General features: G+C 52.8%; 10 protein-coding genes. 3 read left to right on the forward strand and 7 right to left on the reverse strand.

The features are described from left to right. Window positions 1-186: 186 nt before the first annotated feature. Window positions 187-3,033 carry a DUF1156 domain-containing protein gene (locus H6G07_RS13160; protein WP_073608452.1) on the reverse strand — a complete coding sequence of 949 codons (2,847 nt, stop codon included), beginning with the start codon at window positions 3,031-3,033 and terminating at the stop codon, window positions 187-189. A 188-nt stretch (window positions 3,034-3,221) separates the two neighbouring features. On the opposite strand from H6G07_RS13160, the gene H6G07_RS13165 reads away from it, so the two are divergent. Next, complete coding sequence (locus H6G07_RS13165) at window positions 3,222-5,576, forward strand: Rab family GTPase (protein ID WP_073608451.1); 2,355 nt, start codon at window positions 3,222-3,224, stop codon at window positions 5,574-5,576. 203 nt (window positions 5,577-5,779) lie between these two features. Next, entirely contained in the window at window positions 5,780-6,898 is a 1,119-nt protein-coding gene (locus H6G07_RS13170; protein ID WP_139297027.1) for a hypothetical protein, read from the forward strand. Here H6G07_RS13170 and H6G07_RS13175 read toward each other — a convergent pair. Together H6G07_RS13175 and H6G07_RS13180 are read right to left on the reverse strand one after the other, a co-directional pair. Further along, window positions 6,895-7,323: a DUF7680 family protein gene (locus H6G07_RS13175; RefSeq protein WP_073608449.1), complete on the reverse strand. Its 429-nt coding sequence runs from the start codon at window positions 7,321-7,323 to the stop codon at window positions 6,895-6,897. The genes H6G07_RS13170 and H6G07_RS13175 overlap by 4 nt on opposite strands. Window positions 7,324-7,363: 40 nt before the next feature. Beyond that, window positions 7,364-10,597: an ATP-binding protein gene (locus tag H6G07_RS13180; RefSeq protein ID WP_073608448.1), complete on the reverse strand. Its 3,234-nt coding sequence runs from the start codon at window positions 10,595-10,597 to the stop codon at window positions 7,364-7,366. A 677-nt stretch (window positions 10,598-11,274) separates the two neighbouring features. On the opposite strand from H6G07_RS13180, the gene H6G07_RS13185 reads away from it, so the two are divergent. Continuing rightward, on the forward strand, window positions 11,275-11,451 hold the full coding sequence (locus tag H6G07_RS13185) for a hypothetical protein (RefSeq protein WP_171973008.1): 177 nt from the start codon (window positions 11,275-11,277) through the stop codon (window positions 11,449-11,451). Between the two features lie 387 nt (window positions 11,452-11,838). On the opposite strand, the gene H6G07_RS13190 is transcribed toward H6G07_RS13185, so the two are convergent. From H6G07_RS13190 to H6G07_RS13205, 4 genes are all read right to left on the reverse strand, one after another. Further along, window positions 11,839-12,653, reverse strand: a protein-coding gene (locus H6G07_RS13190) for an IS5 family transposase (RefSeq protein ID WP_199312064.1) whose coding sequence is annotated in 2 segments (ribosomal slippage) — window positions 11,839-12,293 and window positions 12,293-12,653 — 816 coding nt in all. Because the reading frame shifts where the segments join, the coding sequence is not laid out codon by codon here. A gap of 216 nt (window positions 12,654-12,869) precedes the next feature. Beyond that, window positions 12,870-14,054, reverse strand: coding sequence for a tyrosine-type recombinase/integrase (locus tag H6G07_RS13195; RefSeq protein WP_073608445.1), 1,185 nt, complete (start codon window positions 14,052-14,054; stop codon window positions 12,870-12,872). 236 nt (window positions 14,055-14,290) lie between these two features. Next, window positions 14,291-14,767 carry a single-stranded DNA-binding protein gene (locus H6G07_RS13200; RefSeq protein ID WP_073608444.1) on the reverse strand — a complete coding sequence of 159 codons (477 nt, stop codon included), beginning with the start codon at window positions 14,765-14,767 and terminating at the stop codon, window positions 14,291-14,293. Continuing rightward, window positions 14,764-17,271, reverse strand: coding sequence for a mannose-1-phosphate guanyltransferase (locus H6G07_RS13205; protein ID WP_073608443.1), 2,508 nt, complete (start codon window positions 17,269-17,271; stop codon window positions 14,764-14,766). Before H6G07_RS13205 ends, H6G07_RS13200 begins: the two co-directional genes overlap by 4 nt. Window positions 17,272-17,369: the final 98 nt, after the last annotated feature.

Below are 17,369 nucleotides of genomic sequence, written 5' to 3' on the forward strand. Positions count from 1 at the left end.
GCATCAAGGGGTATAGAGATAATCTAAACGCTATAGGTAGCGTTTCCCCTTCAAGGGGAACCAAGCCAGAAGGCAATCAAAATTCATTAAGAAATGTAAATAATTGTCCTATGCAGGAGCCTGGAGGCTTCTTGGGGGGGCGGCAAGCACGCTTCTGGAACTGCGAGAGGCTTGGGCTCCTCTAATTTAGAACAAACCCATCTGGCCTTCTTCTAACGGTAGCTCTGGCTGTGTGTAGAGCACCTTGGCCTGAATCTCGTCCATGGCCAGCCACAGGTCTGCCAGCGCCTTCTCTTCCACCATGCGTTTGCGTTCGTCGCCGATGTGGGGAATCGCCTTGAGGGCTACTTCCCAGGCGCGCATGAAGAGGTCGTTGCTGAGTAGGCCGGTAGTTTTGAGGAAGCGGCGGACGGGGTCGATGCTTTGTTCTTCGAGGTAGAGGGCGATGATGGCGTGGAGTCCATCGACTAAGGCGGCGGCGGTAAACTCGTCGGGATTGGTGGAGAAAGCGCGTTTTTTGAGGCGCTGCTGTGGGGTGAGCAGTTTGCAGGTGCCGCTGGCAGAGTCGAGCAGCTTGTAGGTTTTATCCAAGTCTCGAACGTTGAAGCCGCCCACGGCGAGGGCGAGCTGTCGCGCTTCATCGAAGGGGAACTCGCGGGCGCGGAAGGCATCCCAGGCGAGAATGTACCACTGGGTGAGGGGGTCGAACCCGGCGGTGTCGGCTTCGAGCAATTTGCGGAAGCGGTAGTTGGCGATCGCCTTACGAGCTTCCCAAAAGGCGACTTCGGGGCGCATTTCAACGCCGGAGCTGTCGAGCACGGGCCAGGCACGGCTAAAGACGTTGAGGGCGGGGCCAAAGGCACTGAGGTAGAGGTCGATACCGACACCTTCGTGAGCTTGCTGCTCCTTGCCTGATTGGAGGGCTTCTTCAAGTTCAGGGGCTCTTGCGATAACGGTATTGCTTAACTCGATCCTGACTTCATCCCACCAGGCAGAACCTGTGTTGGGGTCGCGCTTGCGGCAGACGAGCAGCACGGTGCTGGAGACGGAGTTTTTCTGGGCCTGGTGCAGGTTTTGTGGGTTCTCGGTGCTGACGGCCCAACTGGCGGTGATTTCAAAGCCTGCATCGATGAGGGATTTGGCGAGCACGTCCCAGGCACCGGAGTCTTTGTGGTTGAACTGGACGGTCATGACGCCGTCGTCGCGGAGGACTCGGTAGTATTCGGCAAAGGCGAGGGCCATTTTGGCTTCGTAGTCACGGTTGGCGAGTTCTTCTGGAGAAGTACCCATACCGACAAATCGTGATGGATTAGCGATAGCTTCTTGGGCTTTATCGGTCAATTCTGCCCAAAAAATATTTGGAAAAACAGGAGATAAAACTCTTTTCATCCATACATAAAAGAAATCTGAAAGCTCACCATACTGAATGGTTGAATAGTAAGGTGGATCAGTCACAACCAAATCAACAGATTTACTGGCAATCTCAAATAAATTATCAGCTGATGACAAATTCACTTTTATTGAATGATTTTCTCTGCCATAAATATCTAGCTTATCCTTGCTAGGCACGTTCAATAAATCACAAAGCTGTGAATATGCCGATACAGTACTTGAACATCGATTCCACAATCTTGGTATACCTTCTTCTCCATAACTCCACATCAAATTGAATGCGTGTTGAGAAGTCGTTTCATAGTTAGTTCGTAAACGCGAACTCCAATGTGTCAGGCGACTATTCATATCTGCACAGCGGTCAAGCACTAAACTCAAGTAAGTTAAGATCGCTTGAGCTAAAACGAAATCATGCTTTTCAAGAATCATTCCTCCTGCTTCCAAAATAATTTTGGAATAAAAAATTAATGCCAACAATTGCCTTGGATTAAAATATTGCGAGTATTCCCTGACTCCATATTTGTATACTCTGTCAGCATCACAGGCAAAAAAACCTTTGTTTTCTCCTCTTTCTCTGGGAATGAAATTTTTAGATTCAAGTGCTTCAATATTTCTTTGCAAATAATTAAAAGCTTTCTCGACACCCTCAATATCTAATGCACTTGCGACTCTAAAACTGATCTTCTGATCGCTTTTCTTGACAGCGAGAGCATAGAGCTGATGACCTAAACCATCTGTCTGAGCTTGAGATTTGATTACCTCATCTTCAATTATGACTTTACAATTTGGACATTTTCCAACTCCCCTTCGAATTGTTGATGCATCATCTGGGAAAAAGGATTCTAAAGAGTTTTGGATCGAATCTTTAGATCCCTTCGCTCCATAAAATAATTCAAAGTCGACCTTCTTTTGCTTAGGTCTAGGAATAGGGCGAGCCGCACAGAGTCTTTGTTTTTTTTCTGAATTAGGCGACTTGTCAAGCCACCAATTCGGACTCAACGGCACCACCGACTCACAACTCGGACACACCACCGTATGCGCCCACAAATAATTCTGAACCGTCTCCCCCTCCTGCGACGGAAAAAACTCCCCTAACCGCTTTTCCGCCTCATCGCCAACCCACTTCACCCACTTGTCAATCTCATACTGCAAATCTGGCCCAAACTTTAGCGGGTACTCCATCGCCGCCTTCATCGTCACCACTGCCACCGGGTTCAGATCGCTCGCCAGCACATTCAACCCATACCGCACCGCCTCAAACGGTATGCTGCCACCCCCCGCAAACGCATCCAGCACCGTCGGCGTGCGCGTGCCCCACGTCTGCTCACACAAGTCATGCACCTGCTTAATCCGCTCCGGGCTGGGCGGCGTCTTATATAGCTTCGTCGTGCTATCCGGGTGCCCCGCCACCCGACGGTTTAGCCCCAGCAGATACTCAAACTCCTCCATCGTCACCGTATCCGGCAGCAGCGAGCCCAACACACTCGCCCGACTAAACGACAGCGGCTTGCGCGAATACCACCGATGCAGCCCCTTAAACGGGTTGCCCCCATGCTCGTAATACACCTGCTTATTCAGCAGCGTCACCGGAAAAATCTTCTCGATGAACACAGCAGGGCGAGTGGGTTTAGGGTCGGTCATAGATGGGAATTCTGTAGACAGCGGTGGGTTAACGATAACCTCTGTACCAGTCTTCCCACTCAACTCTTCAGCATCCGTACAAAGAAGCTTAAGCCCTGTTGTTCCTAAGTGTTCCCAGAAAACTTGACGCCCGGAAATTCATAGGTTAGTTTTGATACATCAATATCGCAGGAACAACCAGGAGCACTATGTCAGCACCACGCTACACCGCCTCTAAGTCTCTACCTAAAGGGCGCTCATCCTACGTCATCAATTTTCGGCACCCACTCCGTAAAGACCCTAAAACCGGCCAGGGGCTTAAGATTCGGCGTGGCTTAAGCACTGCTGACGCAGCCGAAGCTGATGCTCTGGTGGCAGAAATGAACCAACTCCTCAGCAATGAGAGCTTTCATAGCATCTCCATGCAACCCGAAGCAGCGCGTAAATTTTCAAACATCATTGTCGAAGCGTTCTACGACGATATTGAAAATGTTGCCGGTAACAACTGGGCGCTGAGAGAACGCTACCTGCCTCTACCCAGCGCTGAAGAAGGGTATGCCAAAGTGCTGTTTGTCGGTACTACTGGCGCTGGCAAAACCTCACTCCTGCGCCACCTGATTGGGTCTGACCCTGACAAAGACCGTTTCCCCTCGACTTCGACGGCTAAAACCACCATTGCCGACACTGAGATCATCATGGCCGATGCGCCCTACCGGGCTGTGGTCACCTTCTTTTCTGAAGCCTCGGTGCGTACCAACATCCACGAATGCCTGGTGGAAGCTTGCCTAAAAACCAAAGCAGAACTAGACAAAGCCCTAGTCAGTGACGGCGAGGCTGAAGCTGATGACAGCAAGATCGTCAACAGCTTGTTAAACCACCCCGCACAACGTTTCCGGCTTGGCTATACCCTGGGCCTTTGGAACCCTCACATCAGTGCCATAAACGAGTCAGCCAATGAAGGAGATGAAGACGAGGACGAATGGAATGATGACGACGATACCCCAGATGATGCTGATGCCCTAGCCAGCGAAGCCACCATTCCTACACTCGCCGAGAAAGCCCAGATGCAGGCCACTTTGGAGAGCTACGTAAAGCGCATTCGCCAAATAACGGTGGCAGCACTAGAGGCACTCCCGGAGGCCCTAGGTGGCATCGACCTAAAAGAAGAAGACCCCGACATCATCGAAGAGCTGTTTGGGGATACCGTTTGGCAGCAAGAAGATTTCAGCGACCTTGTCAACGACATTATGGATGAGGTTCAAAAACGCTTTGATTGGCTAACCGGCGGCAACCTACGCAAGCGAGGCAGCGGCTGGCCCGAAGTGTGGAGCTATGAAAGCGAAGACCGAGACGAGTTCATTGGCAAGGTGCGGCAGCTATCCAGTAACTATGCCAAATACTTTGGCCGCCTCTTGACCCCCATTGTCGAAGGAGTGCGCGTCAGTGGGCCGTTTGCCCCTGTCTTCGCAGACACTGACCGCAAACTCATCTTTATGGATGGCCAGGGCTTGGGCCACACGCCAGACTCCGCCACATCTGTAACCACCCACATCACCGAGCGCTTCAAAGATGTGGATCTCATCTTGTTAGTCGATAACGCGAAGCAACCCATGCAGGCTGCTCCCCTATCTGTCATTCGCTCTGTAGCCGCCAGTGGCTACCAGAAAAAGCTGGCGATCGCCTTTACCCACTTTGACCAAGTCAAAGGGGCCAACCTACCGGGCTTTAAGGAAAAGCAAGATCACGTGCTGGCCTCTCTGGTCAATGGGCTCAACTCTCTCAGCGATGCTCTTGGCAATAAGACTGTGCGGGCGATTGAGCGCAACCTCGACCAGCGGTGCTTCATGATCGGTGGACTTGACCGCTCCTTAGAGGCTGCTGTCGGTAAAAAACGGCAAACCAACCGAGACGAACTAGAGCGGTTGCTAGACTTCTGCCAGGATGCGATCGAGGAAGATCTCCATGTCGAGGCTCGCCCTATCTATGACTCAGCATTCCTAATGTATGCTTTGCAGTCAGCGACCAATGACTTCCGTCAGCGATGGGACGCCTTGCTGGGCCTGGGAAAGTTAGACGGCGTTTCTAAAGAGCACTGGGCAAGAATTTGGGCACTGAATCGCCGTATGGCCGATCAACTCAATATTGAATACGACACTCTAAAACCCGTCGCCGACTTACTGGCCCGCCTTAACGAAGGCACAAATACATTCCTCAGCAAGCCTGCCGATTGGACGAAAAAGCCCAAAAACGATGACGAGGAAGATGCCGTTATCAACGCCATTAAACAAAGCGTAGATACGAGACTCCGCCGCTTAGCTGAGTCCCGTATTGCAAACGACCCCTTAAAGCGTTGGCAATCCGCCTTTCGCCACTCTGGCCTAGGCTCCACCTTCAAACGGGCTGAAGATATCCAAATGCTTTACACCATCGCCGCCCCAGAACTAGGCACGGTGATGACAGAGGTTGCCCGCGAATTCTTGAACGAGGTACGGCAGATCGTTTATACGGCGATCGAAGAGCATGAAGGCAGAATCGTCGCGGAGACTTCAGTTCCTAGGCGATAACTCTAGCTATTAATTACGAAGCTACACCTAAGAGCCTGCACAGTAGAGGAATTACTATGCAGGCTTTGTATTAGAAGTTGAGACTTGCTGTTTTTTGAGGGATTTGGGTTCATTAATAGTAAGCGATGTTTTTCTATAAATAAAAATAACTCACAGCAATGGCTTATCCAAGATTTTGCAAATATTGTGCTCAACCTATTGTTATGTCGCAGTTGTCCCCAGGGCGTTGGCAACCTTGGGAGCCGGATGAAAGTAGCCGACACCAATGCGGCTCAGGTTACACAGGAGGCTTAACTACAATTGCTAGTATTGCCAGCGCTGTTGGTGAATCCAGTGCCCAAACTTATATGACTAAATGTCCATTTCACTGTGGACAACAGGTCTTCTACCACACCAACGGTAATGGCGACAGTGTTTACTTTGACAACATTGGATGGCCATGGGAAGTTCATGATTGTTGGGCAAAGTATTGGAAAGAAGAGCAAACCAGAAGGCGTTTAACTCAATACCTAGGCAATGTTCTTAACCAAGATCTGATTCAACAGGAAATATTAGTTGGAGTTATTACTGGGCTCTCTAAAAGGATAGGCAGGAAAACCCTGACCGAGATCGAAGTTGCTCAATTTATGAAGCTTAGCGTCAAGAGATTTAGAACCCTATACGGGCATTTGTATTACCTAAACAAAAATAAGTTTGTTGTTTTACAGGGTAATGTTGACTCCAAAAATTTAGAGAAAAGCGAGCTTCAAAAGCTCATGCTTAGAAGGCAGGTTGAATGGGGTACTTCTAGCATTCCGGATTTAAAGTTCGGCCAGTTTGGCATTTATGGAGCAAGTGAGGAAGAAATTGCAACTTGCCTTGGCTATTCAACTAGCGAGTTTAGAGCACGTTATGGGCATATCTATGCCGCCACTTCAAATGGTATTCGATTCAAGTCAAAACTAGATGAAATTGATAAAAAGAGAAAGATTGAAAAACCACGCAAAAAGGAGACTGACCTATCGAAGCCTAAAAACAACGGCCCTTCGCTGCTGAAAGACAATAGTGGCTTTAAGCAAGTTTCTAAGCCTAAATGCCCACATTGTGAGGGAGCTTTACGTTATCCGCGAGACTTGGGGATACACATCCAGCGCGATCATGCTTTATCGCTATCTAACTCTATTCTCCACCAGGCAGAACGGTCACAAGGTCAGGGAAATATTCTTTGCAGCTACTGTTGTAAATCTGGGCCTGCTATTGAAATTACACAACACTTGAAAGTATGCAAGAACTTTCAAAATTCACGGATGAGAAAGTCGAAACCGATAAGCCGTGCGATTTAATCTCCTAAAAGTACTCGCATGGCCTTCAATGCCGGGCGCTTCTTGCCATTGCTGACTTTACCAAACCAGTAGTGCGCCTCCTCATTACTCATGGCCGCAATGCCCTCTGTCACATTGGCAATCCGCTCCGGCTTCGACAACGGTTGCAACGCCTGAAATAGCAGCGCTAAATTCACCCCTGACGCCTCACTGAGTACATAGGGAGTCTGCCGCTTGTAGCTCAAGGTCTTCGGGTCATAGTTATTCGCCTTCAGCGCCTGGTAGATGGCCTGCCGGGCCTGCACCAGCGGCTTGCCCTTCAGCCGCCCCACCCGCTTGGCTGCCGGGCGCTTCTTTTCCCCCGCCTTTTTGTAGGCGCACTGGTAAAGCTCCAAGGCAAAGTCATTGTTGCTCAGGGGTACAACTCGAAGCTGGAACTCTTGCATGGTGTCGTGAATCCCACAAACAGGGAAGAAGACGTCAAGTCTAGTATTCTACTCTGACTCTCAGATTCATCCGCTCAACTGGGTTACGGCTCAACGCCTGCTGGAGTCCCTTCATTTCTGTCCCATCAGGGGGCAGAGGATCCTCCAGCTTTAAGCTCACCGTCAGCGTCAGGTTAGCCTGGGTTTCCGGCAGGTTCAGCATGCCATTCAGCGTGCTAAAGAAGCTCTGGAACCCGCGCACATCGCCTTGGTACTCTAGCCGCACAAACTGCTGCCCCGTTTGCACCGTCACAAACTGCTGAATCTCCACCGGGTAGCGGGCCAGCAGGGGCAGGGTTGTGCCCATCTTGCGGTAGTCCGTCACATCGCTCACCGAGAAGTCTAGAGCGGCGATCGCCTGCGGCTGGTAATCCCTCAGCCAATCCGCTAGGTCGTTGAAGATCTTGTTGGGGCTACCCTCGAAGTCGTTTTCGGTAGGCTTTTGGAGAAGAGGGGGAATTACAGGTGGATAGGTACCATCCCCATCTTTCCAATTAGGGGGCTTGCTGCCCCCCGGTGGGTACAGCACCACCGTCTCCACCGCCTCGCCCATTTCCCCGGTGCCGTAGTCGGCCACCACCCTAAACTGGGCCGTCTTGGCGATCTGCCCCTGGTACTCATCCGAGGGCAAAAACTGGTCGCCCACCAGGCTACCATCCTGGTACAGGCTGACCTTCAGTGCTTCTTTAGCTCGCCAGCGCACCTGCACCGTTCGCTCATCACCACCGCCAGCCAACAGCTGAGCACTCAGCTCCACCACCTTCGGTTCCGGGGGCTTCAGCAGTCCCCGCCGGTAAAGCTCTGCCCGCTCAGAAAACTCGATGGTGGTAGGCGTCCCCACCCCAGCCCCATCGGTTTTGATGTAAAGCTGCTCGCCCACCTTGAGATCCCACTGGCCCTCGGTTAAGCCCTTACGGATCGTGTCCCGCAGCTTAGACACCTCTGCATCGAGCAGCATGTTCAGGGCCAAGTCCTTGGCAAACTGCTCCCGCAGGCTCTTGGTTGTCCAGTGGTCGAGCCCCGTGGGCCAAACCTTTTGCAGTAAGTAAGCAGGAGCGTAGGGGGCGGCATCTTCGCCCCGCACCTTGCCGCAGTCCTTCAGCGCCTTCAGCACTACATCCTGCTGGTTGCGGTTGCCCTTGACAGTGCTGGCATCCTGGGCAGGCAAAGGGTAGTGCATCAACCCCTTGGCTGCTTTCACCGAGTCATTAGCCGGGTAGAACAAGTGGCGGTAGGCGTTAGTCAAGGCCACCCGCACCGCCAAATCTAATTCCCCCTCCTTTTGTTTGATTTGATCCTGCTGGCTCTGGGAGAGGTCGTCCATGCGGTTCTGACTGCGCAGGATAGCCCGCACCGCCTTAAACTCGCGGGTGATGTCGATCGCCCGGTCTAGCTCCTGCTCGTTGGCCAGCAAAAACAGCAGCCGATTGCGGAAGGTGCGAAACTTACCCGACTCGCCTGTGTTGTTAAAAATTTGCTCAATCAGCGGGGGTGGGCCGTCGGTGGAGCTGCCGATCTTCGCCTCGTTAAAGTCGATGATGCACAGGGCAATGGTATTGGGGTCATCGTCCACATCGTGGGCACCCTCCGGGCCAGTCACCAGCTGAAAGAACTTGGTGGCAAAGATGGTATCGCGCCGGGTGCGGAGTTCTTCTTTGGCCTCGGTGACACCGACCTGCTCTTTCTCCTCAGCAATGATTTTGTTAATCGAGGGTTCTTCTTTGAACCGGGCCACGGAGGTGATGGGGTCTACATCGAGATACCAGGCCACACCGCTCAGCCGCTCCAGGGCACGGTCTACAAAGCTAATGTCCACCCCTGGAGTCAGCAGCGACAGGTTCAGCTCGGTGCGGCGAATGCCCGACGAAATGCCCTGGGTGAGAGAGTGCAAGAAAATTGTGCGGCCCACCCAGGTGGAGAACGGTGGTTTACCGGCACTGATCCATTCCTGGTCTTGTAGCTGCGCGTGAGCCTCGCGGCCATTGGGGTTGTAGATATCGGCCCCGATCGGCAGACGCATCAGGGGCCGCTGGAGCCGTGAGGTCAGATCATTGGTAATTTCATCTTCTAGCCCCACCGGCAAGTGGTGAGGATGAATCATCGGCATGCGCATATCCTGGTGCTGCCACAGGTAGCGCACCAGCCGGGCAAATAGGCGCAGGGCTCCCCGCGTGCGCTGGAACTCGGGGATAGAGGCAATCTTTTTGGTCAGCAGGTTAAACAGCTCGGGGTGGAAGGGGTAGCTGTTGGCGATCGCCCTAGCGTAGGTCGCATCTTTACAGCCATCAGGTAGGTTCACCCGACTCGCCCGAAAGGCTTGCAGATATTCCTCAGCGGCTTTCTCCGCCGCCTCAGCGCTGATGCTGGCAAACAGCCGCTGGCGCACAATGTTGTACACCTCAATGTCGGTACTGGGGCTGAGCACCCGTTCCTGTCGCGCCGAGGCCCGAATTAGCTCCTGCTGAATCTCCGCCGTTTCTTTAGCAAAGGTGTCGGACTCCGAGGCTAGGGAATAGACAAACACCAGGTTGTTGCAGGAGGCCGCCTGATCCATCAGCGAGAACAGAAAAGCGACCACCTGCTCAGCCAGGGTGCTCTGCCCTACGGTTTTGGCCTTGGCCGCCCGCAGGTGACGCGCAATCTCATCCAGAATAATCAGCGTTGGTTCTTGGCCAATTAGGCGATCAATCACCGAGGTGCCGGGGCTGATGCGGTTTTCGTCTGCCCCTCGCAGTAGTTGGTAGCCTTCAATGCCGCCGATTTGGTAGGCAATCTCACCCCAGAGGGTATAAGTGGTGATACCGGTGTCTGGGTGGTACACCCCCGCCTCTGGGTCTAAATCTCGCCCATCTACCGCCGCGACCTGGATTGGGCGGTCTGGAATCAGCGAAATATCGTCTACAAAGCGGTTCAGCCCATCGATCTGCCGCCCCTGCTTAGCCATATGCCACAGGGCAATCTCGTCGTGGGTTTTGCCGCCCCCAAAGCTGGTCTCTAACCGAATGACTGGGGAGCCGATCAACCGTCCGGTGAGCCGTCCAAAGACCTCGGTAATTAGGGTTTTCAGGCCATCGGTCGGAAAGGTGTTGGCCAGAAAAACTGCGGGTTTCTGGTAAATCTGCGGAGCTTTGCCCTCCACCACGGGCCGGAGCTTGGCTGCGAACAGATCGAGGGAAAGGTCACCGGCACGAATCTCGTCTCTCGGAACACAGGTATCGAAGACGGATGACAGCATAGAACGTTCTCTTTAGGCGTTATAAAAATTAAAGGTTTAAGTTTAGAGATGCGGAGTAGGGTGAAACCCTACTTGTTACTTTTAAGTAATACTCCCGAAATCAGTAAGATTACCTGCTGGTATAAAACTAAGAAGTATCTTCATTAAGTATTTGCACAAAGGCATCAACATCCGGCTCTAACAGATCAACTATATGGCTTTGGACTCTCAACTTAATATTCACCGCCAAAATGGCATTCAGCGTTGCTTCAGGGACTTTGCTATCAGTCTGAATCAGCCCCTGAGTCAGGGCTCGCTAGGTTATCTCTCTACAATGCGGTGGCTTACCCTCTGCGGTCAGTATCGCAACAGTCGCATTAGCAAATGACAAGATAGGACTTGGCATATAAGTTAGGATGCCCAATATCATTCTCATCAAAAGAGGTAAGGGCAGATTTAGCTTGTTGATAGCGTAAATATTCCCCTAACCTAACCGCGCTATCCCAAAAATAGGAATCTAGCACAGGTCACCCTCCCCCCCCTTTCAATTTCAAAGCTAAAAGCAGCCTTATGCCTGCTCTGAAGACATGATTTGATTAGTTAATTCACCTCACCTCATCTAGGACTGCCCCCACAGCAGCCTTGAACACTCTTCTGGTCGAGCATAGCCGGAATATTGTCACCACATCAGGGTTGCCATGGCCAGCAATCGGAGACGATCGGACAGGGTGCGATCGGGCAGCCTAACCAGCGGCGGGTTCGAGGATTCCGAAGAGCTTACTTCCTCCCCGCTTCAGCGCTGGCTAGGGGCAGCGCTGAAGCGGGGAGACAACCCTTTCATTACCCTGACTCAATTCTTCAAGATGCAGGTGTAGCTCTGAGTCTTTCAGAGCATTTTGGGTGAAGAAGGCGATCGTTTCAGCTAGCCTCGACTCCAATCGCTCAGCATCAAAGCTGTCTGCCCAGTAAACCGAGTACAGCACCTCAAGCGCCTACCATCATGGTTTTAGCTCCGTGGAAGAGGCCAACCGCCGCACTTGCCGACCAAAGCTGATGCGATCCACTAAAGACGTAGGCTTTCCACTTCGGCAGGCTAAACGTGTTGCTGTACACCAAGGTTAAACCCCTTTCAAGTCGCCCAGATCCCGTCCTTTACTATATTGACGCAATAATGACAGCACTTGATCATAGAGACAGGTGGCGATCGACATGAGAGTAGCTCTGAAATTACAACATTTCAGAGCTAATTTCTAAACGAAATCTTAAGCCACCGCCCGCTTCAACATGAGTCGGATGAGTGCACCATAAATCATCGCTTCACTGAGCTCTGTATAGACCTCGTAATCTTTACTCAATCTTCGATAGCGATTCAACCAGCCAAACGTCCGCTCGACAATCCATCGCTTTGGGAGAACCTCAAACGTCTTGGAAGTTCGTTTAATTACCTCAACCCGTACCTGCTCACCGCAAACCTCACGAATGGCTCGTGCAAAGTTCTCTCCAGAGTAGCCCTGGTCTACACAAACCACCTCTAACCTTGAGAGTCGGTCACGGACAGCATCAAAGACCACGACGGCCCCTAAGCGTTCCGACATGTTGGCCTCAGTCACCAGCACTCCGAGGACAAATCCTTGGGAATCGACGACGATATGGCGTTTACGACCCTTAACCTTCTTGCCACCATCGAAGCCGTAGACCTCCCCCTTTTTTCCGTCGTTTTCACGGATTGCGAGTCAGCGATAGCGACGCTAGAGTCTGGATCTCGATTCATCCCTTCCCGGAGGTCTTTCCGCAGGTCGTCGTGCAAGGTTTGCCAAATGCCTTTGCGTTGCCATTTGCGGAAGTACTTATACACCGTGCTGTGTGGGGGAAAGTCGTGGGGGAGCATTTCCCATTGACAAACACTGCTTTGCACATAAAAGATCGCGTTGAGGATCTCTCTGAAATTAACTTCCCGAGGGCGTCCAAAGCCCTTTGGAGCAGGCAACTTGGGTTCAATCAGAGCCCATTCCGCATCGCTCATGTCGCTAGGGTAGAGTTCGCGGGTAGGGTTGGTGACGGTGGGAAGCTTGCTCATAATTCTGAAACTGGGCAACAAATCTAGCCTAAAAACCCTATCCTCTATCGCCCTATTGATTTTAGGTTTTCTTTAGAAATCAGCTCTCAGGGATACTCTCATGTCAGCCCGCCGTTCCCCACCCCGATACGAAGTTTCAGTCCTTTCACTCATATCTGTTAGGTAGTCAGCTTCTCACCTTGACTGACAGTCTCTTCAACCTTGTCTCATAGGGCTTTAAAGAGCTTCCCCTAACAAACTGCGGTGATATTTTTCGAGAGCAATACGAGCCTGTTCCTCAATTTCCTGCGCGATATAAACATTCTGAGATTCAAGACTACTATCGCCTCTAACCCAAGCAAGGGCTTGCCTACGCCGTTCTTCGTCCATTCCATTGTTTCGTAATGTTGCTTCCATCCGGCAAGAGAATGTATGGCGAAGGGCCCGGGGGGTAAGGTTAGACGGCAAACTGTCTGGAAACCTCTCCCGTAGGTCTTCAAATAACTGAGTCAAACTTGATTGCGAAAGAGGAGCACCTTCATCGCTAATGATCAAATACTCTGAAGACTCTTCAGACTTAGTTTCAAGAATCTCTCTCCACTTCATGATGTATTCGTCCAACCGTCTTGAGAAGGCAGGATTATCAATAGGCAAAACTCTACCGTTACGCTTGATACTAGGTCTGGGGCGACGTTTGTCTTGCGGGTCAGGTGGTCTCCTCGTTACTCGTATGCCAGAAATTCCGCCAAATTCAATGTCCTCAACTCTCAAGGAAAGTAATTCCCCCGGCCTGAGGCCGTAGTTCAGCATAATCATGACCGATACATAGTTACGAAATCTAACTGCCGGATTTCGTCCAATAGCATCAGGATTATCAGGGTCTAGACAACTAACTAGATAGCTAGACTGTTGCTCAGACAATCCTTTTTGCCCGCTCTTATTGCTAGGTGGAGCATTAATCGAAGAATTATTCAGCCATTTTAAGATCCTCGTCTTCTGTTCCACTAGCCTTTCGTATTTGAAGTCATTCAGTGGCAAAGTGGCTATATGTACGTCAAACAACCAACCGATGTACTGACCTAAAGTCGTTAGGCGTAGATTAAACGTATCTGGACAAACAGCAATTTTTGTGACGTTACGGTTTTTAGTTTGGTCACGTCTTAGCTTCTCAACTAGAGAGCCCCGGATCTCGGCTTCGGAAAACCCTTGCGCTGTTTTGATTCGTTCTTCAAGGTCAACGCCATGCTGGTCAAGCCACCGGTATAGAATCTGTAAAATTCTTAGATCACGGACAAGTGTATTGGTCGCTAGGTTGCGTCGAGACAGGACAAATTCATTGGGACTGGGAACTGGCAAACCATCTCCATCTAACAAGATTGGCAGTTGGTCACCGGATGGATGAGCAATGGTCTCAACGTGCATAGGGAAAACCCTAAATTATGACAAAAATCTAATTGTGTGAATTTCTCGTCAAACCTTCGCCCGTGGCGGCTTTAGGCGCTAACTTTACAAAAAAGTATACCCAAGATCTTTGCCGAAAAAAGACGTCTACAGCTTTACACTCTGTAGACGTCTTTCTTAAGCCTGAACTGACGGTATATCAGTACTTTGGCCCTTTGTCTTTGCTCGCCAACTTTACAATTGATCTTTTATGTTGATCAGAAGGGAATGTCGTCGTAGCTGGGGGCGGGGGCCGCCGGGGTTGGGGTTGCCGGGGCCGCCGGGGCTGCCGGGGCTGCCGGACGGGAGGCCGCTGGGCGAGAGGCTGCCGGGCTGGGGGTGGCCACGGGCACCGCTGTGGCAGCCGGGGGGGCCATGGGCATGGTGTTGAGATCGCCTACCGCATAGATGCGCTGCACGGTCATTTCGACCTGTTTTTCTTTGTAGCCTTGGGGGCTATCGACCACGTTCATCGCCAGGCGGCCTTCTAGCAGCACTCGCTGGCCCGCCTGGTACTGGGCCTGAATGTCTTGGGCTAGGTTGCCCCAGCCGACGACTTTCATCTGCGAGGAGGGGTCGCCCTCTTTTAACCCTGGAAACTGCACCACAAACTCGGCCACGGGAGTTTGATTGTCGGAGGTGTAGCGCAGCTGGGGCGACTGCACGATTTCGGCCATTAACAGGCAATTGTTCATAGCGGCATGGGCTCCTTGATCCCCTGTTCTTTTTCAATGAAAGTTTGCACGTGCTGCTGGTATTTGGCCAGGGTGCAGTCGAGCCACTCGCGGCTCTGGCTGTTGCCGTAGATATGTACCAGGGGCTCGCCCGCGTCGGGCAGCACCAGCACCCAGTCGTCGGGGTTGTCACCTAAGATTTTAACGCCGTCGATCAACTCTAGACGCTCGGGCGGATTATCTTCTACCAGATAGCGCATCAGGGCACCTTTGACGGTCCAGGGGCAGCGCAGGGTTTGCATGCGGTAAGCCATGCGGGGCAGGTCTGACCAGATCTGGCCGAGCGATCGCTGCTGCAAACTCAAAATCTCAATCAGTTTGGCAATGCAGAACATGGCGTCGAAGCCGGGGTGCAGCTCGGGGAAGATAAAGCCCATTTCGCCGCTGCCGCCCAGCACCACGTTGGGGTTGCTCTGGCAGGCTTCCATCAGGGCGGTGGGGTTGGCCTTGGTGCGAATCACTCGCCCGTCGTGGCGGCGGGCGATGTGTTCGATCGCCCCCGACGTGTGCACCGGCACCACAATCGTGCCGCGAGGATTGGTGGTCAGCATCATGTGGGCCATCAGCGAGGTCAGCACCTCACCGCGAATGCGGGTGCCCACCTCATCGACGAGAATCAGCTGTTCGCCATTGGCCGACACCTGAGCCCCAAAGGTAGCCCGCAGCGCCTGCACCACCTGACCGAGCTGGCTGAGCATCACCTCACGCTCGTCGTTGGAGAGGGCCACCTGGCGCAGGCTGGCGTTGAGCACCACTGCGTCGCAGTCAAACTTGCCGAGAATCTGCGGCAGCACCGCCCCGGCCACGGCGTAGAGATAGTCGATCACCACCTTGGCCTGGCTGTTGGTCACGGCCTGGACGTTGAGGTGCTTCTCAAAGGCGGTGGTGTAGGTGGAGACCACATCGGTGGGGTTGGTGACAGTGCCGATTTCGTGAACGGGCGATCGCCGCAAATCTTCCTTGAAGTAGGCACCCTCGATTTTCTTCTCTTTGCTCTTAGGGATATCGATGCCTTTCTCGTCAAAGAATTCGATCAGCACGTAGTCGGGGCGATCGGGGTGTAGCCGCACGTGAATTCCTCCGGCGACGCCCATCGCCGCCAGCATGCTGCGGGCCACCGGAATGGCCGTCGCCTCTAAGTTTTGGATGTTGATGCCAACAGACATCAGGCCCGCGATCAGCGATCGCGACACCATGCGCGAAATGCTGCGCTGATCGCGCGACACCGTGACCTGGGAGCCGGGTTTGAGGGTTGACCCGTAGGCCGCCCCTAGCTTGACCGCAAACTCAGGGGTGATGTCAATATTCGCCAGCCCGGCCACTCCCCGCTGGCCAAACAGATTGCGCTGCGCCGTGTTGCCCCAGATCAAGTTGATGTTCAACGTTGCACCTGACTCGATTTGCTTGCTCGGCCAGACTCGCACGCCGGGGCTAATTTGCGCCTCTTCGCCCACCGAAGACAACGGCCCGATCACCGCCCCCTCCAGCACGTGGGAGCGGCGGTCAACCCGCGCTCCCCGGGCAATGGTGCAGGCCCGCAGGTGCACCTCATCGCCCACGATCGCGCCATTCCAAACGATCGGTCGCTTGAGGTCGGCATCGCAGCCAATGGTGACGTTGTCACCGATCACGGTGCCTGGTTCGAGCACCGTGCGGGCACCGATGCGGCAGTTGTTGCCAATCATCACCGGCGGCTGAATCTGAACCGTTGGATCTATCTGGGTATTGTCACCGATCCACACGCCGGGAGATGTCTCAGGGTATGCATAATTGACCAGCACTTTGCGGTGTAGGGCATCGTACTGGGCCTCTCGGTAGGCCTCCAGGTGGCCGACGTCACACCAGTAGCCGCTGGCCACGTAGCCGTACATGGGTTCCCCCTTCTCCAACAGCAGGGGAAACAGATCTTTAGAGAAGTCAGACTCTTCGTTGTTGGGCAGGTAGTCGAGCACTTCGGGTTCGAGAATGTAGGTGCCGGTATTGACCGTGTCAGAAAAAATTTCGCTGGCAGAGGGTTTTTCTAGGAACCGCTTGATGAGCCCATCTTCGTCGGCAATCACTACGCCAAATTCGATCGGGTTGGGCACTCGAGTCAGCACCAGGGTGGCCTTAGCGCCCTTTTGCCGGTGAAAGGCGATCGCCGCTGTGAGGTCAAAGTCAGTGACACTGTCGCCGCTAATCACCACAAACGTCTCGGTGAGCAGGTCGGCAATATTCTTGACGCAGCCCGCCGTGCCCAGGGGCTGGTCTTCTTCGACGGCGTAGGTCATCTGCACGCCAAAATCGCGGCCATCGCTAAAGTAGTTGCGCATCACATCGGGCAGGTAAAAGAGGGTAGCAATCACCTCATCGATGCCGTGGCGCTTGAGCAGATTGACAATGTGTTCGGCGATCGGACGATTGAGAATCGGCACCATGGGCTTGGGCAAGTCACAGGTTAGAGGCCGCAAACGGGTTCCTGACACGACTTGGAAGGTTAGCCTGAAGGGCTACTTCGGGGCAGAGTTATCGAGTCTAAGCAGGCATCAGCACCTCCAGGACCTCAGCCACAGATTGCCCCTGG

Source organism: Phormidium tenue FACHB-1052, assembly GCF_014696675.1.
Lineage (GTDB): Bacteria > Cyanobacteriota > Cyanobacteriia > Phormidesmidales > Phormidesmidaceae > Nodosilinea > Nodosilinea tenuis_A.